The sequence below is a fragment of the Providencia sp. PROV252 genome (assembly GCF_033676005.1).
Lineage (GTDB): Bacteria > Pseudomonadota > Gammaproteobacteria > Enterobacterales > Enterobacteriaceae > Providencia > Providencia vermicola.
The window spans coordinates 543718-566396 of the sequence record NZ_CP096294.1 but is presented as its reverse complement, the minus strand read 5'-3'; the positions used below and the strand labels follow the sequence as shown (position 1 = coordinate 566396).

General features: G+C 45.3%; 21 protein-coding genes. 3 read left to right on the top strand and 18 right to left on the bottom strand.

The genetic code is table 11. From position 1 onward, the window contains the following. Positions 1 to 13 precede the first annotated feature (13 nt). Positions 14 to 808, top strand: coding sequence for a DNA polymerase beta superfamily protein (locus tag M1F05_RS02445; RefSeq protein ID WP_206086294.1), 795 nt, complete (start codon positions 14 to 16; stop codon positions 806 to 808). A 110-nt stretch (positions 809 to 918) separates the two neighbouring features. On the opposite strand, the gene M1F05_RS02440 is transcribed toward M1F05_RS02445, so the two are convergent. The 7 genes from M1F05_RS02440 to M1F05_RS02410 form a co-directional block, all read right to left on the bottom strand. Continuing rightward, positions 919 to 1212, bottom strand: coding sequence for a type II toxin-antitoxin system RelE/ParE family toxin (locus M1F05_RS02440; protein WP_206086293.1), 294 nt, complete (start codon positions 1210 to 1212; stop codon positions 919 to 921). Positions 1213 to 1214: 2 nt separating this feature from the next. Further along, positions 1215 to 1484 (bottom strand): type II toxin-antitoxin system Phd/YefM family antitoxin, encoded by a 270-nt coding sequence (locus M1F05_RS02435; protein WP_206086292.1) that lies wholly within the window; start codon positions 1482 to 1484, stop codon positions 1215 to 1217. A 180-nt stretch (positions 1485 to 1664) separates the two neighbouring features. Beyond that, positions 1665 to 2087: a DoxX family protein gene (locus tag M1F05_RS02430; RefSeq protein ID WP_206086291.1), complete on the bottom strand. Its 423-nt coding sequence runs from the start codon at positions 2085 to 2087 to the stop codon at positions 1665 to 1667. 223 nt (positions 2088 to 2310) lie between these two features. Then, positions 2311 to 2877 carry a molecular chaperone TorD family protein gene (locus M1F05_RS02425; protein ID WP_206086290.1) on the bottom strand — a complete coding sequence of 189 codons (567 nt, stop codon included), beginning with the start codon at positions 2875 to 2877 and terminating at the stop codon, positions 2311 to 2313. Between the two features lie 38 nt (positions 2878 to 2915). Continuing rightward, positions 2916 to 3815, bottom strand: a complete 900-nt coding sequence (locus tag M1F05_RS02420) for a dimethyl sulfoxide reductase anchor subunit family protein (RefSeq protein WP_206086289.1) — start codon at positions 3813 to 3815, stop codon at positions 2916 to 2918. Then, entirely contained in the window at positions 3812 to 4453 is a 642-nt protein-coding gene (locus M1F05_RS02415) for a DMSO/selenate family reductase complex B subunit (RefSeq protein ID WP_206086288.1), read from the bottom strand. The genes M1F05_RS02420 and M1F05_RS02415 overlap by 4 nt, the downstream gene beginning before the upstream one ends. Continuing rightward, positions 4450 to 6870: a DMSO/selenate family reductase complex A subunit gene (locus M1F05_RS02410; protein ID WP_206086287.1), complete on the bottom strand. Its 2421-nt coding sequence runs from the start codon at positions 6868 to 6870 to the stop codon at positions 4450 to 4452. Before M1F05_RS02410 ends, M1F05_RS02415 begins: the two co-directional genes overlap by 4 nt. A gap of 192 nt (positions 6871 to 7062) precedes the next feature. Here M1F05_RS02410 and M1F05_RS02405 point away from each other — a divergent pair, with 192 nt between their 5' ends. After that, complete coding sequence (locus M1F05_RS02405) at positions 7063 to 7836, top strand: AraC family transcriptional regulator (RefSeq protein ID WP_272539594.1); 774 nt, start codon at positions 7063 to 7065, stop codon at positions 7834 to 7836. A gap of 127 nt (positions 7837 to 7963) precedes the next feature. Beyond that, positions 7964 to 8584 (top strand): flavin reductase family protein, encoded by a 621-nt coding sequence (locus tag M1F05_RS02400; RefSeq protein WP_206086285.1) that lies wholly within the window; start codon positions 7964 to 7966, stop codon positions 8582 to 8584. Positions 8585 to 8633: 49 nt separating this feature from the next. Here the strand turns inward: M1F05_RS02400 and M1F05_RS02395 are convergent, their stop codons facing one another. From M1F05_RS02395 to M1F05_RS02345, 11 genes are all read right to left on the bottom strand, one after another. Continuing rightward, the gene (locus M1F05_RS02395) at positions 8634 to 9149 is read right to left on the bottom strand and encodes an AAA family ATPase (RefSeq protein ID WP_206086284.1); all 516 of its coding nucleotides are present in this window, start codon (positions 9147 to 9149) and stop codon (positions 8634 to 8636) included. Between the two features lie 424 nt (positions 9150 to 9573). Then, positions 9574 to 11220 (bottom strand): Na+/H+ antiporter, encoded by a 1647-nt coding sequence (locus M1F05_RS02390; RefSeq protein ID WP_206086283.1) that lies wholly within the window; start codon positions 11218 to 11220, stop codon positions 9574 to 9576. 267 nt (positions 11221 to 11487) lie between these two features. Next, the gene (locus tag M1F05_RS02385; protein ID WP_241016898.1) at positions 11488 to 12021 is read right to left on the bottom strand and encodes a MarR family winged helix-turn-helix transcriptional regulator; all 534 of its coding nucleotides are present in this window, start codon (positions 12019 to 12021) and stop codon (positions 11488 to 11490) included. 79 nt (positions 12022 to 12100) lie between these two features. Then, complete coding sequence (locus M1F05_RS02380; protein ID WP_272516347.1) at positions 12101 to 12856, bottom strand: Asp/Glu racemase; 756 nt, start codon at positions 12854 to 12856, stop codon at positions 12101 to 12103. After that, a complete protein-coding gene (locus M1F05_RS02375) occupies positions 12856 to 13884 on the bottom strand; it encodes a carbon-nitrogen hydrolase family protein (RefSeq protein WP_206086282.1) in 1029 nt (342 codons plus the stop codon). The genes M1F05_RS02380 and M1F05_RS02375 overlap by 1 nt, the downstream gene beginning before the upstream one ends. A 15-nt stretch (positions 13885 to 13899) precedes the next feature. Beyond that, positions 13900 to 14811 (bottom strand): fumarylacetoacetate hydrolase family protein, encoded by a 912-nt coding sequence (locus M1F05_RS02370; protein WP_206086281.1) that lies wholly within the window; start codon positions 14809 to 14811, stop codon positions 13900 to 13902. Positions 14812 to 14963: 152 nt separating this feature from the next. After that, positions 14964 to 16091 (bottom strand): cupin domain-containing protein, encoded by a 1128-nt coding sequence (locus tag M1F05_RS02365; protein ID WP_206086280.1) that lies wholly within the window; start codon positions 16089 to 16091, stop codon positions 14964 to 14966. A 28-nt stretch (positions 16092 to 16119) separates the two neighbouring features. Further along, positions 16120 to 18417 (bottom strand): bifunctional salicylyl-CoA 5-hydroxylase/oxidoreductase, encoded by a 2298-nt coding sequence (locus M1F05_RS02360; protein ID WP_206086279.1) that lies wholly within the window; start codon positions 18415 to 18417, stop codon positions 16120 to 16122. Between the two features lie 16 nt (positions 18418 to 18433). Continuing rightward, on the bottom strand, positions 18434 to 18856 hold the full coding sequence (locus M1F05_RS02355; protein WP_206086278.1) for an acyl-CoA thioesterase: 423 nt from the start codon (positions 18854 to 18856) through the stop codon (positions 18434 to 18436). A 10-nt stretch (positions 18857 to 18866) separates the two neighbouring features. Beyond that, positions 18867 to 20381 (bottom strand): indolepyruvate oxidoreductase subunit beta family protein, encoded by a 1515-nt coding sequence (locus M1F05_RS02350; protein ID WP_206086277.1) that lies wholly within the window; start codon positions 20379 to 20381, stop codon positions 18867 to 18869. Between the two features lie 10 nt (positions 20382 to 20391). Then, positions 20392 to 22590: an indolepyruvate ferredoxin oxidoreductase subunit alpha gene (locus M1F05_RS02345; protein WP_206086276.1), complete on the bottom strand. Its 2199-nt coding sequence runs from the start codon at positions 22588 to 22590 to the stop codon at positions 20392 to 20394. Positions 22591 to 22679: the final 89 nt, after the last annotated feature.

Genomic DNA, 22679 nt, shown 5'->3' with positions numbered 1-22679 from the left:
AAAAGGAGAAAGCATGGAAACCAACCGTGGAAGCGTATCCGTGCTAATGAAAGAACGGATATACCGTACCTTAAAAGACATAGAAGAAAGTCACCACGTTAAAGTTCTTTTTGCTTGTGAATCAGGCAGTCGCGGTTGGGGCTTTGCCTCCCGCGACAGCGACTATGATGTGCGATTTATCTATGTTCATAAATTAGACTGGTACTTAACGCTAGACCCCAAGCGGGATGTCATAGAGAAACCGATAGATGATGAGCTGGACGTTTCTGGCTGGGAATTATCCAAGGCTTTAAAATTAATGCGTAATTCAAACCCCGCATTAATAGAATGGCTACATTCCCCTATTGTCTACTTTAAAGACAATGATTTTTTTGCTGAGCTAGAGCAACTTGCTGCAAGATTTTATTCACCATTAAAGTCTAGATATCATTATTTATCAATTAGTAAGCGTAACTTACATACGGATTTTAAAGGTAAAGAAGTCAAACTTAAAAAGTATTTTTATCTGCTTAGAGCCGTTTTAGCACTGCGTTGGATAGAAATGCATAAAAGTATGCCACCGATGGCTTTTTCAGAATTAGTGACTGCAACCGTTACCAATAAATCTGTGTTGGCAGAAATTGAAGCACTGTTAGTAATAAAGTCGAATGTCGACGAAAGCCATTATGGTGCAAGGCGCCCTGCGATAGATGCACTAGTGATGGAGACCGTTGAACGCGCTGAGCGTTTGGATTTTCCTGAACCTGCATGTCGAGACAGCAGCTTGTTAGACCTATTTTTCCGCGAAACTGTGTTGAAAAATGACTAATTCAACAGGTTATTGTTCAAAAAAGAAGACCATCAGAAAATCTTGATGGTCTTCTTTCAAAAGCAATATCAAATACCTAATGAAAATTGACTTATCGCAAAAACGAATTTTTATAAATGAGAATGGGGATCTTGCGTATGATGTAATACTGCCAGCACCTCAATACCTTCAGGCGCTTTTCGATAATAAATAATATGACTTTCGACAGGGAAGCTGAAAATCCCCAAATACAAATCTTCACTGCGATCACGCCCAAGAGATGGCTGGCTCGCGAGTATGTCGGTCATTGTCACTCGTAATGAGTTAGCATAAGCCTCTGCAACATTAGCCCCCCATCTACGCATAGAATAAAGCCTAATTGAGCGGATATGGCCTTTCGCTTTCTGAGTAAACCTAACGCTCATCCTTAAGCCTTATTATCAAGTTCATCCCTAGTTAATGGAGCAAATACATCATCAATACTATGAAATTCCCCGCGCTCTGCTTGCGAAATAGATTCAGCCAAAACCGCTTTTAAGTTCTGTAATTTTAACTGCATTAACTGGTCATATTCATCAGAAGAGATAACAACAGCAACACGCTTCCCATGTTTACTTATTTCAACAGGCGCACGTTGAACTTTCATCAATAAATCACCAAATTGATTTTTAGCAACTTGTGCGGAGATCGTTTCCATACATCACCTACAGGATAAAATGGCTTGTTTAGTCATTATAGCTAAAATGGCTTAAATTACCAATAATGCAAAAGTATCGCTCACCTTGAATTCCCAGTACGTTAGACAAAAAATAAGACCATCAGAAAATCTTGATGGTCTTTTCTCAAAGCAATGTCAAAACACTTAACTAAAATTTATTTATCGCCAGCATGCATTGCGCATCACTGAAAATCGTCCTGAGCCCATAAATGCCAATGCAATGGCACTTAAGAAGAAATACACAATACTTTCAATCGCCCATGCCCCTGTTTTATCCAGAACGAAGGTTTTATCTAAACCAATCATCAGCCATGCAACAACCATGGTAAACGCCACTAACAATGCAGATGGACGAGTTAATATCCCTAAAATAATAAAAATAGGGGCAACGACTTCGCCTAGAATAGTGCCGTAAGCGATAAATTCAGGTAGACCGTAAGAAGCCAGTAACGCCTTGATACCACTAGCACCTGTCATTAACTTGCTCATTCCATGGAACAGCATTAGCCCGCCCACAGAAAGACGTAACAGTAATTTTCCCGCATCTTCATGGGACAACAGCCGATTAAATAGATTGACCACTTTATACCCCCTTCGCTGTAAATACCTATCATTAAGTAGTATGACGTAAAAATGTATTATGGCTTAGAAAATTAAAGTGGGAATCATTTTAATTTGCATTTCTTATAACTAAATCAATTTTCATTTAATTATAAATTGTTAACTATTTCCTCATTCAAATATTACGTTTAATTAACCATTTAACATTCAAATATACTGAATTAAAAGTCACATTGATAAAAGACTAGCGGCATGATTTAACTGTGACTAGCGCTAACTCAGTTAATGGCGAATAAAAAGAATTTGGCATTGTTCTATTTAGTTGATGGTAAAACTGTGGTAACCAACTTTCCAAATGGTCAACAAGTAATTCTTTTAATGCACGCTCTCTCACCTCTGACGCTAATACCGCTGCCTGAAATAACATTAAACCAACATGGTCTGAAGGTTCTGGGTAACGTGTTTGCACTTTTAACCGCTCGCGTTGTAAAAATGCACTTAACGCTTGCGTTGAAGAACCTTGCAATACCCCCTCAGGGTCGAGATACACCGAGCCCCAAGGTGGAGCGGGTAATGTATTGGGGCCAATAAACAAATCAGCCCATTGCTTATGTAATTGTTGCCGTTCAATATTTAAAAACTGCGTGATTTGATGGCTCAATTGAGGACTTATTTTACAAGGCCATTGTTCAGAAAAATCATCCAATTTAAAAAAGCTTAATGCATAGTGACTTGCATCATCATTGGGCGAAAACAAATAGCAAGTCCCCAAAATATTAAAAGCCGCTGCGTAATGTGAAAAGTGGATCATAATGACCAAGACTTCCTAAAAAATGAATCACAATTGCCTTAAATATGAATAGAGTAAAAGCAATAACGCAGCATAAACTCAGCAACAATCGCACAGGTACACCCCAGCACTAAATAGCCCTGACCGTTTGAAGTTAATACCTCACTTGACGCTGTGCGCATACGACGGAATATACCAACGCCTAAAACTATCACCGCTAACATTCCTACCACCCAGCTGGTCATACGTAATGACCAAATCGCTTGATAAGCATGAATAGAATCGATAGGAAAGGTTATCGACTCATTGTTATAACTCGTGTGGACAAGGTAACTTTCATAAGCGGGTTGATAAACCAGGCGAATAAATAAGCTCACCCCTATAACTGCCCATAATATCCACAGCCCGCGGGTCGGAATTTGTACCCCAGCGCTACCTGCTTTAAAACGCAGTAATAAACTGATTAATAAATAATAACCCGCAGCGCCAGCCGTTAGCATCGTGCCGTAGAACATCAGATAAGTATTATCATTCATCCACGTTAACATTGATGTATAACGATAGATTGACGCCATAGCATATACATCACACAGCCCTGCAATAATCGCCATCCCCAGTAGCAGATAAGACAATTCTTTTTTAAACCAAAGCCATAAAAAAGTGAGTCCTAAAAATGTAAAGTAGGTGGCAGTAAGAACCACTTCTCGACTTAGCCAAGAGGAAAAAAGATTTAGCAACGAATTAGGTGCATTGAGTGGCACACCTAAGTGGGTAATCGAAGATAATAATCCTACCCCCGCAAAGACACAGGCCACAAATAAATACCACAAGAAAAATTGCGAATTAATTTTACCTGCAAACACCGAAGACAGTTTCTTTGCAGAAACGCCTAACATAATGCTTAACCCAATAGATAACTGCATCAAAAAGGTGAATAACAATAATGGCCATTCGTTCATTTGGTTTCTCCTTGTGTGTCTTGAGACTGACGACCAGAACCTTGGTGTGGGTGAATAACAAGGTTAGGGTGTGTAATCGAGGAATCTGGTAACCCTCGTACATCCGCCAATTCACCATAACGTTTTCTGAGCTCGTCAATTGAGCCAAACTGAATTGCACCTAATGGGCAGGTTGCCACACAAACGGGTTGCTCACCTTTGAGCTGCAGGTCAATGCAAAAATCGCATTTTGACATTTGTTGTGTCTCAGGGTTCATCTGCGGCGCGCCATACGGACAAGACCATGCACAGGTGCCGCATCCAACGCACTTGTCCGTATTAACCATCACAATGCCGTCACCTTCGCGCTTATGCATCGCGGTGGTCGGGCAATTTTTGACACACATAGGGTCGGCACAGTGGTTGCATGAAATAGATAACGTATAGGCAAAGACATTATTCACCAGCCCCCCTGTGCCGTTTTCGATAAACTCACCGCCAGTTACTTCGTAAACACGGCGGTATTTGCGCCCGACGTCGAGGTTGTTTTTATCTTTACAGGACACCTGACACGCTTTACAGCCAGAGCAGCGTGCCGAATCGATATAAAACCCGAGTTGTTTGTCACTAACTGCGGGATAAACGTGGAATTTACTCATGCTTTTGTTACCTCCACCAATAATGTTTGATGGGCATTTCCGTGAGCCATTGCCGTGCTACGCGCTGATGTTAATACGTTGGCGCACCCACCTTGGTCAATACCATTTTCATCAGGCTGCCACCATGCACCTGCTTGCAGTGCAACGACCCCTGGCATAATGCGCTGAGTGATTTTTACTGGCACTTGCGTTACCCCACGGTCATTGTTCACTTTGGCATAATCACCTTCAACAATGTTTCGGCGCTTAGCATCAATTGGATTAATCCATAGCTCTTGGCGCTGGACTTCTTGCAGCCATGGGTTAGCAAATTGCGTTGAGTTGGCGCGATTTCGGCCTTTCCACGTAATAAGCTGCAGCGGGAAACGTGTCGTTAATGCATCTTCTGGCCCTTCAATCGCTGGGACATAATGAGATAACGCAGGAATATCAACATCATGACGCTCATACAAACGCTTCGAGAAAATCTCAATTTTCCCAGATGGCGTTTCAAATGGGTGTTTTTCAATATCATTAATGTTTTTTTCAAACGCCACATGCCCGATATGCGGTTTGTGTTTCAGTAAATGACGACGTTTTACCAACAGCTCATCAAAGGTAGGAATTCCATCCTCAGGGCGTTTTTGGTGGGCATCGTTAACGAGATGTTCAATCCACTGTTTTTCTGTACGGCCTTCACTAAATTTCTCGCCAACACCGAGCTTTTCAGCTACTTCACACAACCATTCATAATCACTGCGGCGTTCAAACTCTGGCTCAATGACTTTTTCAGATAAAATAATGTAGTTACCCGTTCCCCAAGTTCCCCCCACATTCCAGCGCTCTAAAAAACTGGTTTCGGGCAATAAAATATCGGCATATTTGGCACTCGGTGTCATATATAAGTCGCTATAGACGATAAATTCCACCTTACTTTCATCCTCCAGTACTTTGGCGGCGTGCAATATATCGGGATTTTGGTTGGTCATATAATTACCCGCTAACGAGAAAATCATTTTTATCTCGGTATCGAGCTTTTCGGCATTTTTCAGGCCGTTATTTGGTGTGACAAGGCTTTTATCTTCACAGGCTTGAACCCAATTGGTAATGTTGATTTTCGCCTTAACTGGGTTTTCGAATAAGCTTGGACCCGCCAACGTTTTGCGTAAATCTGGGGTAACGGCCATACCATACCCCGCAGCCCAACCCCCTTTCACACCTACATTACCCGTGATAGTCGCTAATAACGTTGCACCACGCGCTGAGCGCTCGCCGCAAATATGGCGTTGAGGCCCCCAACCTTGCATCAATGCTGCAGGTTTAGTACCTGCATATTCACGTGCTAACTGGCGGATGGTATCTGCGGGAACTTTGGTTATGGGTTCCGCCCATTCAGGGGTTTTCACTACCCCATCTTTTTTGCCCATTAAATAAGCCACCAATGACTCATTTTCAGGCACACCATCAGGCATCTGGTGCTCATCAAAACCGACTGTATATTTATCAATAAAGGCTTGGTCATGGCGATTTTCACTGATGATCACATACATCATCGCGTCCATCATCGCGTTATCCGTAGTTGGTAAAATGGGGATCCATTGGTCAGCTAATGACGACGCAGTATCAGAATAGCGTGGGTCGACAACAATAAATTTGGTGCCATTTTTCTTCATTTTTTGGAAATAATGATTGGAATGCCCAAAAATAGTTTCATTGGGGTTATGCCCCCATAAAATCACCAATGGAGTATTTTCCAACGTATCCAAAGTACTGCCACTCGCGGAAGTTCCATAGGTATAAGGTGTTACCGCCATGGTGTTGCCATTACTGACCGAGTGGTAATTCTCTAAAAAACCGCCTGTGATATTGAATAAACGGCGTAACATGTTCGCACCAGAAAAAATCCCCCCAGTAACCCCAGTACTTAAGCTAACAAAGCGTGAAGCGGGGCCATATTGTTCATTGATTCGTTGCATGTTACTTGCGATCAGCGTGGTGGCTTCCTCCCAACTGATCCGCTCAAAACGCCCTTCTCCACGTTTACCAACACGTTTCATTGGGTATTTCAGCCGGTTAGGGTGGTAAACAAATTTCCGATAACTACGACCACGCACGCATGCACGCATGATTGGCATCTCTTCATCAAGATCAGCATCAGGTCGAGTGCTAATACGCGTGACAACACCTTCTTTAACATGCGCACGAATATCGCATTTCCCACCACAGTCAAAACTACTGCAAGTGGAAACGACGCGTTCCCCTTCATTATTAATCGTTTTTGTTGGAATGATATCTGGGTTTTCTGGCGTTGAAGCAACCGTATTTGCGGCTAAAAAAGGGACAGCCATGAGTGCAGAGCTGCCCTGAATAAACCGACGACGGGTTAAAGGTTCAATCAGGCCGACTTGCTCATCATTCTGATTGTTGTAATTTTCCATGATAACTCTACCTCAGGCATACATTGGGTTTCCGCGCTAGGGTAATCATTTTCCGTTTTACCAACTTTCGAAAAACAGCCAAAGAGATCGGAATTTCAGCCAACCATGGAAAACATGTGGTTATATCAATAAAAATTGCCTATATTCGAAAAAAAAATCATTATGTTTGTATTTCAGCCAAGAGGAATTTCCATGAGAAATATCCCCCTTAAAACCGTTGACTCGGTTCCACGTGATGTTCTCGCGATCGGAACTGATTACTTACCGAATGTGTTACTGGACTCTCATGTTCACCGCCGCGCACAATTTTTATATGGTGCAACAGGTTTGATTGAAGTGAGCACAGATGATGGCGAGTGGGTTATTCCTCCAGATAGCGGTGTGTGGATCCCCTGCAATACGCCCCATGAAACCCGCATGCTAAATGTGAGTACGCGCAGCTTGTATATCGAACCCGCAGCGGCACCACGCAAAGGGAATAAATGCGAAGTGCTCCGCGTTTCACCATTACTTCGCCAGTTATTACTGGAAGCTGTCGATACGCCTATCGAATATGACCTTCATGGCCGTGATGGCGCCATGATCCAATTGATCTTGCACGAAATTGAGCGTGCGGAGCCTTTACCATTTTATGCGCCGATCCCACGGGATGAGCACCTCGCCCATATGTGTCGTGAATTTTTAAAGGCGCCTCAGATCACCTCTCTTCCCCAAGAGTGGGCAGCGAAACTCCATAAAAGTGAGCGTTCTTTTAGCCGCTTTTTCGGAGCACAAACGGGATTGTCTTTCTCAGATTGGCGCCAGCAAGCTTGTTTGCTCAGTGCCATCACTCATATTTCCGCAGGAAAATCGATTACCGAAGTGGCTTTTGACTTGGGTTACAGCAGTGTCGGGTCTTTTTCCACCATGTTTAAAAAGTGGCTGGGACAAAGCCCTTCTAGTTTTATCCAGCGCATTGGTGAGTAATATCAGCCTATTATTCACTCATTGCTATCCGCTGACTGCTAACTTTATGCGTTCATTGCATTTTTCATTTTTTAACCTTACGCCAGCCCCTATTATCCGTTAGGATAAAACAAAAAAGGAGCTTGCAATGACAACCAAATTCTATAGTTATCAACCAACTAAAGGGCATGGACTTCCCCATGATCCTATTCCATCTTTAATCGGCCCACGTCCTATTGGTTGGATCTCAACCTGTGACAGCCAAGGCCGAACCAACCTTGCTCCTTATAGCTTTTTCAATATTTTTAACTATTCTCCCCCCATTTTGGCCTTTTCCAGCGTGGGTAAAAAAGACTCTGTCACCAATGCCATCGAAACAGGGGAATTTGTCTATAACCTTGCGACACTAAGCCTTGGTGAGCAAGTTAATATGAGCAGTGCCACCCTTGAGCGAGGGGAAAGTGAGTTTGCTTTAACACAACTTTCCACCCTACCTTCAACATTGATTTCGCCACCACGCATAGCACAAACTCCCGTCTCGATGGAATGTGTGGTCACTCAGTATCAGCAACTTAAACGCGCTGATGGCCAATTACTGGATACGTGGATGGTCATGGGAGAGGTTGTCATGGTGCATATTGATGAATCCACCTTAACTGATGGGCTTTATGATTGTGCAGTGCAAAAACCATTGCTACGTGCAGGTGGCCCCGCAGATTACTATTGGATTGAACAACAACAAAATGTGAAGATGTACCGTCCAAAATAATCAATATTTTCAGCAGTCTGCGAACAAGTTAGACCGCTGAAAATATCACCTATTCAGGATAAAACTGGCAATTTAATTGTTCATCTGGCGCAGGGTAAGAAAAATGTGCGGTGATTAAATCAAACTGTGTGTCTGAGGTGTGAAAAGGGTTTTCACCTGTTAAATTACGCGCTGCAAGGCGTGCTTTGCACTCATCATTATCAACCTGCAAAACGTGAAAAACATACGGTACATTCGATAATTGAGCGAGTGACTTTAGCCATTGTCGCTGATTCGGCGTATTCGCGGGGAAGTCCATCACAACCGTATTACCTGCATCCATCAATTGTTTGATATGCTTTTCTAACACCTTTTTCACCAACGTACTTTTGGCGATATAGTGGGTGAGCTCAGTGACTTCATTAGGGTACAACGTCGAAAGCCATTCATCTTCACTCAATAAAACCGTTCGAGGCTGCTTAGCTAACTGTTTGGCGAGAGTTGACTTCCCAGACGCAATTTTCCCACAGAGAAAATGCAAACGAACTTTGTTATCAGAGAGTTGTGGTGTTCCAGTTAAATTCATATATGTTTCCTTGCTGATGATTTGACCAGACAAGAACAAAAAACCCGCCTTGCCTGGCGGGTTTCGGTTGTCGCTTATCCCCACCACTAAGTGATGGTAATAATCATGCTTAAACGTGCGACAACCTGTGACATATTTTTTTCCTAAATAGAGTTAACGCTAACTTATCAGCCATCAATACGATTAGTCAAATACGGTTTTCACTCTCATTTATATTGTTCAGAAAAAGGCCTGAATAAATTCAGGCCTCAGACTGCTGACAAACCGATTAGGTTTGGCTGCAGGTTGGATAGTTTTGAAAATAAACGAGGAAAATCAATTTATTGATTTTCGGCTGATAACACAAAGCAGGAAAAACCACGCTTTTATCCTGCTTTGTCAACAACCTCAGGCCTGAATAAATTCAGGCCTTTAATTTCATAAACTAGTGTTTACCATTTTTATGGTGATTCAGCGTTTCTTCTTTCAGATCCAATTCATCGCGTAAACGGTGATAAACCCGCTCATTAATGTTTTTATTTTTCCGCATGAGATATAGCGCTTCACGTTTTGCTTTCAATGCAGAGTTAGACATTTGACGTTCCATCTCAATCATTCGATGTAAATCATATACATCAGATTCTGTTTCATCGGTGTTATCGAGTCGTCTGCCATAAATTTCTAACAATTGTGCCCCAACCTCGGTACGCATAGCGATTTCATCCATATCCTCTGAAGGGTGGTTCATTAGCTCACGTAAGTGGGCCATAGCCGCTTCATTTAGCGCTAACCGAGCACGAATTTCATCATTGTCATATGGCAAGTCTTGGACTAAACCTTTTGTTAAAATCGGTAATGCAATACTGGCTATCAATAATGAACACAGGATAACGCCCATTGCCAAGAAAATCGCCACATCACGATTTGGGAATAAAGAACCGTCCGGCATCAATAATGGCAGTGTTAAAATACCTGCCAATGTAATTGCACCTCGTACACCTGCCGTCGCCATAATCGCCATCATACGAATATGCACCACATCCGCTTCTTTACCACGGCGACGGTTATGGAATACGGTCAAGGTCATTGAGATCCAAACCCAACTAAAACGTAAGATTGCCAGCGCCACCGTAATAATTGCAACGTAAACAAATAACATCCAAGGATGGCTTGCCCCTGCGGCGGCCGCAACTTCTGGCATGTTTGTCCACATACCTGGTAATTGCTCACCCAACAAAATAAAGATCATCCCATTCAATGCCGTTTGAACAGTGTCCCAAACGGCTTTACTTTGCATCCGTGTCGCTGCCTGCATACGCCCTGCAATTTTCTCATAGTGCATAGCAATACCCGCAACAACCGCGGCTAAAATACCAGACACATGCAAGTGCTCTGCAAGTAAATAAGCCGTAAACGGCATTAGCAGGCTGATCATGATTTGGATAGCAGGTTCCTCACCTGTACGCTTAACCAAAAATTGGTTTAACCAACCAATTGCCCAAGCGACCACTAAGCCAATTAAAATTCCACCGAATGCGACAAAGACGAATTCTCCCGCCGCTGAAGCAAGGGAAAATGTCCCCGTTAACGCGGCCACTACGGCAAAACTAAAGCAGACTAAACCTGTTGCATCGTTGAGCAGTGACTCGCCTTCCAGTATGTGCGCCATCCTCGATGGTAATGGAGAGTTTACTGTCATCGCAGAAACTGAAACGGGGTCGGTCGGCGACAAAATCGCGGCAAGCGCAAAGGCAACGGCCAATGAAATGGCAGGAATTAACCAATGAATAAAGAACCCCATGCCAATAACAGTAACCACAACAAGGCCTATCGCTAATGACATAATCGGTTTAATTTCTTGGAATAAGGCTTCTTTTGGAATACGCCAGCCATCAAGAAACAGCAATGGTGGAATAAATAAGAAGAGGAATAAATGAGGCTCAAATTCAACCGTAAAACCATACAGAGACAGCCCAGCTCCCAGCGCTATCTGAATAAGGGGTAATGGAATAATATCTTTGAGCAATCGCGAGATAAATACACTCACAATAACCGCAAGTAAAAAAACGAGTACAAGTGTCACAACTGACATTGATTGCTCCATATTTAGCTAATCATTAATTATCAGTAATGAAGTTAATAGATAAATTGAATCAATGTAAAGTAGCAATTAATTAACAGATACAAAAAAAAACAAAATTCAGAAATTACCTATCTATCATTAGGTTATCATTTACCCCAATAGTGTCACCAAGTGTGAGAAATTTACCTATCAACTTGATAATTAACAATAAAAACATCCGTAATACAAAAATCATTCATCTAAGATAAGATAGCTCTCTAAGTTATCATTAATTGATTATTCAATTAAATTTTTAGTGTTATTTTTATTTTTTAATTGTTTTTTGCTGGTTGCTTTTTTCTCCGTGTTTCCTGTCTCACTTACGTTCTCTAAGCTATGGCGCTCAATTAACTCCTGTAAGACTTCTTTAAGCATCTTACTCTTACGCAGACCTAGTGGAGCGAGTACCACCTCTTCATGTTGTTGTGCTTCAACTAATAGCCCATCGACTAATGCCATCCCACTGGAGGTAACACTCACCAATGTAATTCGCTTATCACTCCCACTATGATTATTGTGACGGAGCACATGCCCTTGCTGTTCTAAGCGTTGTAAAACACGAGTAATTGTCGGTTGTTTACTAACTGTTTTTTGCGATAGTTCAGTGATCCCCATCGAGCCATTACCCGCTAATGTTGATAGCACCCGCCACTCCAATACCGATAACCCTTTTTTTTCAACAATTGCATGAAATTCAGATGAAACTAACATCCATGCCTGCCCTAATAGGGCAGGCAAGTAATTATCAACAAAAACCTTTGAGTCTGACATCTGTCCCTCTCGATACGCGCTATGCATAATTGCATTTAATCTAGCCCCTCAAGAGTAGCAGAAGGAGACGATAATTCAGCTAAAACTTTCCACTGAGTAAAGACCCAAATCCATCAGCCCGTGTCTCTAAGCCAAGCTTTTTCAACATCATATAGGTTGTCGCCACTGAAGAAGACAGCACAGGTAAACCCACTCGGTCTTCAATTAATTGCACCGATGGCAATGATGGCATTTGCACGCAAGCCGATGCGACTATCGCATCCACGTTGGAGTTGAGTCTCTTAGTGATTTCCACTGGCGCCAGCGGGTCTTGCCTACCCACTGCTAAGTTATCAGGGATTTCCAACGAAATGCTGTCCACCACTTCAATACCTTCGCTTTCAATATACTCAATCACTAATTGCGTCAACGGCTTCATGTATGGCGTCAAAATAGACACTTTTTTTGCACCAATGGCATGTAGCCCATCCACTAACGCCCCCGCACTGGTCACAATCGGTGCGGGGTGGCCGTTATCCACCGTACGTTGATGTAAACGGCTTTCCGACACGCGGTGGTAACCTTTCCCCATGCTCATGATGGCAACCAAGCAGGCATACCCCAGGACATCCACCGCCGCATCCGATAGCTCAAGAGCGCAGCGGTCGCTGTCAGAATCCATTTGAGCCAGCTCCTCTTTGGTCACTTTTTTCATCCGCATACGACTGGAATGAAAGGTAAAACGCTCCGCAAACTGCGCTTCCCGTGCTCGTAAAATGGCGGGAATTTCCGTTTCCATGGTGGTGTTCGAGGACGGAACAATCTGCCCAATCCGAAATGTGCGTGCCAGACTCATCATTTTTTCTCCCCAAACGGTTCATCGCTATCAGTCATGGGATTTAATTCATCCACACTTTGCCCCTCGCCATAAAAGCGGGCAGCACTCAATGGACGGCGATTTACCTGTAAATCGAAGATATCAAAGCGGTTATAGTGCCCCGTGATATCGTGCATTTGCCGCGGTTGAATACAGCGGTTTAAATCAATATCACCGTACACAATCCCTTCTTTATCAATCAGTGGTTCCCCCACCACACGACCATCGGGGCCGATAATGCCCGAAAATGCACTGTTTGGGCGAGCCAACAAATCACGCGCTTCAGGGTGGCTCGCTGACATCGCATCGATAATCTCCGTCGACACCGTCGAGCAGGAAACGATGGTGAACACTTTTCCCTCAAAACAATGTGCCGACGCACGCAGGCGGATGGCCTCAGCCATGTCATAATCTTTCGGAGCCACAGGCAGTGCAATATAGCTGGCAATGTGCACTAATTCCCCTTGTGCCAATAACGCAAAGCGCGCCAAGGTATTGGTATTTTCCCCGCACGCCAAGGCACCCAGTGGCCCGACGCTGGTTTGGTGCACTTTTAACGAGGACGCATCGCCATTTGCCCATGTCAGTTTTTCCGCCCATGTCGGCACCAATTTGCGGTGACGACCCAGAATTTTACCCTCATCAGAAATGGTCACTAACGTGTTATACAAGGTAGCAATACCGTGCGGGTTACGCTCATTGGCGCCAATCACCACATTGATACGGTGACGTGCCGCAGCTTGAGCGATTTTTTGGATTTCTGGCCCTGGGACTTCAATGGCCGATTTGCACAGTTTTTCAAACCACGGGCTGCCGTCAATCGGGTTCATCACCCAACTCCAATACGGGTAACCCGATATAAACACTTCAGGAAACGCTACTAATTTGGCACCGTTATCCGCCGCCTCTTCAATCAGCTGACAGGCTTTATCCACAGTGGCATTCGTGTCCAAAAACACGGGGGCCGCTTGCACCGCTGCGGCTTTAAATTGCGCTAAGTTCAACATGCTTTGGCTCCTTTTTTACACCGCCACTACAGGATGGCGCAGCTCACCAATGCCTTGTACATATGCCTCAATCACATCCCCTGGCCACACCCACTCTTGCGGTGAGCGTCCTGCCCCCACACCTTCAGGGGTACCCGTGGCAATAATGTCCCCTGGCTCAAGAGTAATCCCCTTGCTGATATCTTCAATTAACGCGTTCACGTTAAACAACATATGACGAGTGTTGGATGATTGCTTGGTCACGCCATTAACTTTTAAGCTTAAGTCCAAAGTGTGTGGGTCTGGAATTTCATCCGCAGTAACAATACATGGGCCAAATGGTGCGTAGGTATCTTGCCCTTTTGAGTAAATCCATTGCCCAGCGCGACGGCAATCACGGGCGCTCATGTCAATCATTAGGCTATAACCAAACACATAATTCAGCGCATCTTTCGCTGCCACCCCTTTGGCTCGCGTACCCATAATCACCGCCAGTTCCACTTCCCAATCCAGTTGTTGGGTAATTTGAGCGTTATGTTCAATTGCATCTCCTGGGCCAATCACTGTGGTCGGTGGCTTAGAGAAAATCACGGGCTCTTTAGGAAGCTCTTTCGATGTGTCTAAGGTACGACTGGATTCCGCCACGTGCTCAACATAATTGAGCCCAATCCCAAAGATGTTTTTGCGGGGACGTGGGATCGGTGCCAAGATTTTCACGTTTTGCACTGGCCAAGCCGTTCCTACAGGAAATTTCCCTTGGTATGTGTTCAGCAACTCGGTCCCCACACGTATCCCTTGCGGGCCTAAATCAATAAAGTCCAGCATGTTATCGGGTAAGTACAGCCCTTGCTCTTCTGCCAAGCACGCCAAGTCGACGACTTGGTGGTCAACAATCGCACCCAAACGGGCCGCAGCAGTGATATCAGAACGGTAAGTAATTAAGCGCATGGTGTTTTCTCCTCAGCATACGGCGTTTCGCCATCTGCCTATTTCAGGTAAAATCGGTTAATCAAATATAAATAAAAAATAAACTAACAAAATCAATTGAATAAATAATTTCATCGAGGTTAGGACGTGAATCTTGCCCCTTACTCCACCACCTAGCCCGTCATTTTTTGATGGCCATCGTTGTCCACTAATGCCTCTTCGTAATACAACCCCAATGACTGCATCACGGGTAAGTCGTTAAAACAGAACAGGCACGCATCATCAGTCTGTGAGGTGTTCACATGCTCATGGAACATCCACGATGGCACACAGAAAATATCCCGTTCTTGCCAATCAAAGCGCTGTCCATTAATAATCGAATACCCCTGGCCTTTCGCCACTTGGTAAATGAAGCTCCCCGTGTGACGATGGGCTTTGCCAACAAACCCTGGGCGCAGCAATTGCATACTCGCACCGATGGTGGGCATCACGTGACCACCCGTTACAGGGTTGGTGTAATGCATTAGCACATCATCAAATAGCGAACCGTCGGCCACGTTTGCGGCTCGGCACAGTGCCTCATAGGTTGGCCCCCATTGATATTTAAATAATGGCGAATAGGGTTTATCCCAGCCGATATCGTGTGGGCGTAAGGCAGTACCGCCCCACATCCCCACAGGGTAATCAATAGGGCGCGTGTGTGCTTGGTGTAAGTCTGGATGGACTTTGTAAAAACCCGCTTCCATCGCATTGACCAGCGGAATGTCCAGTCCATCCTGCCAAATGCACGGCAAGCCATCTTCCGCGACACCGTGTTCGTGCCACGTCCCATTCGGGGTTAGTACAAAATCATTCGCTTCAAGCATCATCTTTTGCCCTTCCACGATGGTGTACGCTCCGCGCCCTTCCATAATAAAACGTAGTGCTGAAGAGGAGTGGGCATGGGCAGATGCTGCTTCCCCTGGGTGCATCACTTGCAAGCCAGAGTACAACCAGCCCACGGCTGCCGCCACGTCTTGACGACCTGGGTTATTGAGATAAACCACTCGCCTCCCCGCTTTTTCAGGGGTCACCAGCTCCACTGAGCGCAATACATGTTCACGCAAATCACGGTAACGCCATAACACAGGGACTGACGACGACTGCGGCTGCCATGGCTCAATCTTGTTTGCTACCGTCCACAAGGCCCCCGTTTTCAGGTCGGCTAACTCTTGGTAATACGCTACAAGCTCAGGGGTATCTGCTACATCTGCGCGGCCTGCCACGCTTTCACGGTATTGGTCATGGGATTTCATGTTCATCGGCTCGTTCTCCTCATTCACGGGGCGATTAACGCCCGTTGGATTTGACTTGCTGCAACAGCTGTTGACGCCCATATTCATACGGCGCAGGCCACGTGACCTCCCAACCGTGACGGGCACATTCGTGCAGCAGCCACGCAGGGTTCGATAATAACGGGCGTGATAGAGCACAAAGGTCAGCACGCCCCGCGGCAATAATGCTGTTGACTTGGTCAGCATCTGTAATTGCCCCCACCGCTATCACAGGGACTCCCGCCTCATTGCGCACGCGGTCTGCCATCGGTGTTTGGAACATACGCCCGTATACGGGTTTTTGTTCAGGGGACACTTCCCCTGATGAACAATCGATAAGGTCAGCACCCACTTGTTTCATCGCCTTGGCCATCAATACGGCCTCGTCCACGGTGGTACCACCCTCAACCCAATCGGTGGTCGAAATACGTACCGCCAACGGTTTCCCCCACACGTGGCGTACCGCCTGGATCACCGCCAGTGGGAAACGCAGGCGGTTTTCAAGGTTACCCCCGAAGTTATCAGTGCGCTTATTCGTCAGTGGCGATAAGAAGCTCGACAATAAATAGCCGTGCCCTGCTTGTAACTCTAACCAATCAAACCCCGCATGGTCTGCCCGTTTAGCTGCTGCTACAAATTGGTCAATCACCGTCGCCATTTGCGCTTCTGTTAAAGCCGCTGGCGTTTGGGACACGTTCGGTAAATACGGCAAGGCAGAAGCAGATACGAGCGGCCAATTCCCGCTCTGCAATGGGTAGTTTTCCTGCTCCCACCCCCGCTGGGTTGAGCCACGGCGCCCTGCATGCCCCAACTGAATGCCGATTTTGGCCGTACTGTGTTGATGCACAAATTTTGTCACACGTTGCCACGCCATCGCCTGCTCATCATTCCATAACCCTGGGCATCCCAATGTCATACGAGCATCTGGGGCAATAGCCGTCATTTCGGTCATCACTAATCCCACACCACCTAGGGCACGGCTTCCCAAATGCACTGTGTGAAAATCACCCACCACACCATCAGTGGCGCTGTATAACAAAGTCGGCGAGGCCACAACGCGGTTGTTCAACGTAATATCTCGCACCTGAAATGGTGTAAGCATTGGAGGAACATGCCCTGTTGCGCCTGCTTGCGTAGCAAACCACTGCTCATAGTTATCCAGCCACGCCGCATCGCGAACGCGTAAATTTTCATGGGAGATGCGCTGAGAACGTGTTAGCAGTGAGTAGGCAAACTGCTCAGGGGCAAGGTTTTCATAGCGACGAACATTTTCAAACCACTCAGTCGAGTTACGCGCTGCATTTTGAATTTTTAGCACTTCCACGCTGCGTACCTCTTGGTAATGTTCAAGTCCTTTACGCAAATCCCCTTCTGTGGTTTTCAAGCTTTCACACAGTTCAATCGCATCTTCTAAAGCCAGTTTGGTGCCTGACCCAATAGAGAAGTGGGCGGTGTGCGCCGCATCCCCCATCAGCACCACAGGTACGTCTTTACCTGGTGAAGGCTGTGTCCAATGCACCCAGTTATCACAAATCACCCGTGGGAAACGGATCCAAATTGCTGCACCGCGCAAATGCGCTGCATTGGCAATCAATTTCTCCCCATCTAACCACGGGGCAAACAGTTTTTCACAATACGCAATGCCATCTTCTTGGGACATCTGATCGATACCCGCTTTGAGCCATGTTTCTTCGGTGGTTTCAACGATAAAGGTCGATAACCCCTCTTGGAACTGGTACGCGTGAACTTGGAACCAACCGTGTTCATTTTTGGCAAATAGGAAGGTAAAGGCATCGAAAATCTTTTTGGTGCCTAACCAGACAAAGCGGCAACGACGTGGGTCTATGTCGGGCTTAAAGACATTTTCATAGCGGGTACGTACCGCGCTGTTAATCCCGTCAGAGGCAATCAGTAAGTCCGCGTTGTACTCACGTGCAATGGCTTGGTCATCCGTTACTTGGGTTTCAAATACCAGCTCCACCCCCAGCTCAAGACAACGATCTTGTAAGATATTCAATAGCTTTTTACGGCCAATCCCAATAAACCCGTGCCCACCGCTGCGATTACAGGCACCATTAAAGTGAATGTCGATATCGTCCCAGTGACTAAACTCTGCAGAAATGGTCTGCGCAGACACAGGGTCAGCGTGACGTAAGTTGTTGAGCGTCGCATCAGAGAACACGACACCCCAACCAAACGTGTCAAACGGGCGATTGCGCTCAACGACCACTACGCGGTTCTGTGGGTTTTGCAGTTTCATCAGTAGCCCAAAGTACAGCCCAGCGGGTCCCCCGCCAATACACACTATATTCATGAAAGTACCCCTTTGTTTATACCGCTGACTGAGCCGTGAGTGCCTGATGTAAAGCCTCTGGAATAGGAATGGCTTGGTGTGTAATCAACGAAGTTGTAACGTAGGTTTGTGTCACTTGCATACGCAGCTCCCCCGTCACACTGATACAACGTTGGCGCAGCGTGAATGACTTGCGCCCAATTCGCTCAACTACCAGCTCTAAGATGACGTCATCCCCCATGCGACTAATGGCTTTAAACTCAGCCTCTAGGTGCACAGTAGGTAACCCGAAACGTTGTTCGAGGATGTATCCAGCAAACCCTTGGGGGATCAGCGCATCAATCCAACGTTCAAGGAGATTATTGAACATCACGAAATATTGTGGGTAAAACACGATCCCTGCAGGATCACACTCAGAGAAATGGATCTTATAAGGTTTAGTAAATTTCAATAAACTCATGATGTTATCCTTAATCCATAGCCAAACGTTGGCGACATTTCTTTAATTCATGGCCATATTCATCAGCAAGCGCAGCTTCACGTAATTCGCGTAAGCTAATCGGCGCTAATTTGCTACCTTGCCGCGTCACGATATCCATCAAAACCTGAAAATTACGCAAACCTCTCGCATGAGTATCGCTATACCCTTTTACTACCCGCTGGCATTGCGCAATTTCAGTTGCCAAAGCGGGGTTTGTCCGTGCGGCATCAACCACTGCTGTGAGCCATTTTTCAATTCGCTGATTTTCTAATTGATAGCGTAAAGTTGAGCGTCTACCTTTTCTCCAAGCGGCGAGCACATATAACTGTAAAAACCCCCACAAAGAACTGGTAGTGATTGTTCGCCCTCGTTGCGTAAGTTTGCGAAGCGCTTTGTGAAACCAATGTGGCTTCATCAACCAATTACCTAAATTCTTGGGAAGCGTTTCGCAAATCTCTTCAATACGTGGATGCATAAATTCATTGATATCCAATAATTGGTCATCTTTAGCGTGAACTTCATTACGTACTCGAGTGAATCGGCTATCACGAATTTTGAGGTCAGCCACGCGAATAGTGTCTTCATAAGACATCCATAATGCTAAGTGGCGAACAAGTGCTCGTTGTAAACGCTCATCTTGGCCACCTTCTTGCGCAAATAGGTTGTTAAGGCGGTCTAAATACAACGCAGCATAAGCAGGGTCTTGGTAATCAATTAACCGGCGAACACCTTCTGTCACTAAATAATGAACATGAGGAGCAAATTCATGATCAATACGCGCTAATAGCGCAGAAATTTGTTTATTTTTAGGGGGTAACGAAACTGTTTGAGCTGATTGAGCTTGGTATGCCTCTTCGGGTTGCGCAGCTTTTTCAGCACCAAGCGCAAATGCACGCAGGCTGGGTTTTACCCCGACACCACCGCGCACGATGGTTTCTTCAAATTGTGTGCGGCTAAAAGGTAAAACGCCTGAACCAAATAAAGCGCCAAATAATACTGCGCTGATCACGCTACCGCTTTCTTGAGCGGCTTGCGCCATATCAAAGTGAATGAATTGACGAGCTGCAAGCCCCGCGTGGCGGATCAATGCTTGGCTATCAACCCGACCGTCACCCATGGCTGATTTCTCAGCAATAGAGTAAACACGGTGTGTAGAGCTAATTAACGTCGTGCGTTCTGGCGTAACAAAACCACGTTGAACAGAGCGACCGGCCTCCATAAGTTCAGAGGCAAGGACAACATCCACATCGCCTGGCATTGGCATCAATGCCAAAACAGGTGCTGGCGTTTCTGGATTATCCGCGCCAGGAAACAATTCAACGTAATAAATCGTTGCTCCTGTACGTTGAGCAACGCCTGGTACAGAGGTGGTTTGTGCAAAATAACCGTTTTCTTCGCCTAAATTAACAATCCAGTCCGCGAGGACGCCGCCGCCCTCACCCCCCATGGCTAAAATGGCGATTTTAATGGGCTGTAATGCGATTGATGATGGAGATGAAAGCATTTATTCCCCCTTAGAAACTGAGTTCTTCACGACGACGTGCATCACGACGTTGTAAATAGCCAATAAACCAACCGCGGACACGGTGGCGTAATTTGTCCCAGCGATTTGGATTGGTAATAATTTGTGCTTTAAAAAACGAAGGGCATAGAACGGCAGCGTGTGAAACCTCGCCGCATAAACCACATCCCACACAACTGTCCATCACTGTCGCCACAGGATCTGTTCTTAATGGATCTGGATTTGGTTTTATCGATAACGATGGGCAACCCGAAAGGCGAATACAGGAGTGGTCCCCCGTACAGGTGTCAGGGTCAACACCAAAGCGCTCACGGACAACGCGTTTTCCTGCAGCAACATCACTACGAACTTTTTTCTTTTCGCGACGCTGTAGATTTAACATGCATTCACTTTGCGCAATCAGTACTTTAGGGCCTTTCTCATCGGTAGTCAGTGCTTCACGCAATGTATTAGTCATTGTTTTTAAGTCATAAGTGCGCTTGATGGTTTTCACCCAATTCACACCAACCCCTTTAACTGCTTTTTCGATTTCATGGCCTGTGCTGCGGGTTGGGTTAAGTGCTGTTGATGACAAGATGTCTTGCCCACCTGTTGCTGATGTATAACTGTTATCAATAACAATGGTTAAGTTATCACTACGGTTAAATACGCTATTAGCGATACCACTGGTTAAGCCGTTATGCCAAAAACCGCCATCCCCCATGACTGAAATCGCGCGTTTCCCTGCTTTGGCATTTAATGCCGCTGCTCCTGCACCACCCAAGCCATACCCCATTGTTGTATTACCGAGGTTGAATGGTGGAAGAATAGAGAATAAATGGCAGCCGATATCAGCACTGACATGGTGCTCGCCAAGTTCACGCTCAACCAGTTTCATTGCTGTAAAAATAGGTCTTTCAGGGCAACCTGTACAAAACCCTGGTGGGCGCGCATGCACAGTGTCATCGAGTGTTGGCTCTGCTGCATTGACATATTCAGGCAATAATTCTTCGGTTTGCCCAGCAGCAATGTTAATTGTTGGAATACGAATTTGTTTCGCAGCCGCTTTGACTTGAGGTTCTATTTTTCCGTATCGTTCAAAAAAAGAACGCAGACCTGCAAGTACCGTCGCGGTGTTATACTCTCCCGCCATTGGCAGCATATCTTTACCATGTAATTCAATATCGATGTTTCGCTGACGTAAAATGCTAGCAACATTCTGCTCAACAAAATTCGGTTGTCCTTCTTCCAACACTAAAATCGCTTTTTTATTACGACAAAAACGTTCAAACTCTTCATCAATTAATGGGTAAGCAACATTCATGACATATAATGGAATTTTGCTATTACCAAACACATCGGCTAAACCAATTTGGTTGAGCGCGCGGATCAATGTGTTATAGCACCCCCCTTGTAACGCGATGCCAACATCATCAGCATCCTCAGCAAAAAACTCATTTAATTCACGTTGTTGAATAAACTTAACAGCTGCTGGCCAACGTGCTTCGATTTTCTCTTTTTCATGCAAAAAGCTCGCAGGAGGCAACACAATGCGGCTCACATCGCGAGTTGGGTTTTCAAGTGCATCTTTAACTGTAAATTTTGGATGTTGGTTATCTGCACAAACAAATTGCCCATGCACATGACATGAACGAATACGCATTTGCAGCATAACGGGTGTATTACTGGCCTCAGATAAATCAAAACCATCTTTAACAGCTTGAACAATCGAAGGTAAATTTGGTCGAGGGTCAAGTAACCACATTTGTGATTTCATCGCAAATGCATGACTGCGCTCCTGCATAATTGAGGAACCTTCGCCATAATCTTCCCCAACAATAATCAGTGCGCCACCTAATACACCGCCTGACGCAAGGTTTGCCAGAGCGTCGGAAGCAACGTTTGTTCCAACAGTTGCTTTAAATGTTACCGCGCCGCGCAAAGGATAATTAACAGAAGCCGCTAACGTTGCAGCAGCAGTCGCTTCGCTTGCACTATTTTCGAAACGAATACCATATTCAGACAGAATATCCTGTGCATCTGCCAGAACATCCATGAGATGTGAAATTGGCGCCCCCTGATACCCTGCAACATAGGAAACACCAGATTCTAATAAGGCTTTTGTCACTGCAAGAATGCCTTCACCACTGAAAACATCACCTTGCCCTTGTCGTAACTTTTGAACTTCTTGAACAAACGAGCGCTCAGCCATTTTAACCTCACCAGTCAACGTCAGAACGTTTTTTATCTTTTTTGTGTTTCTTAGTTGTATCTCTTTTGTTAATTAAAGGTCAATCCATG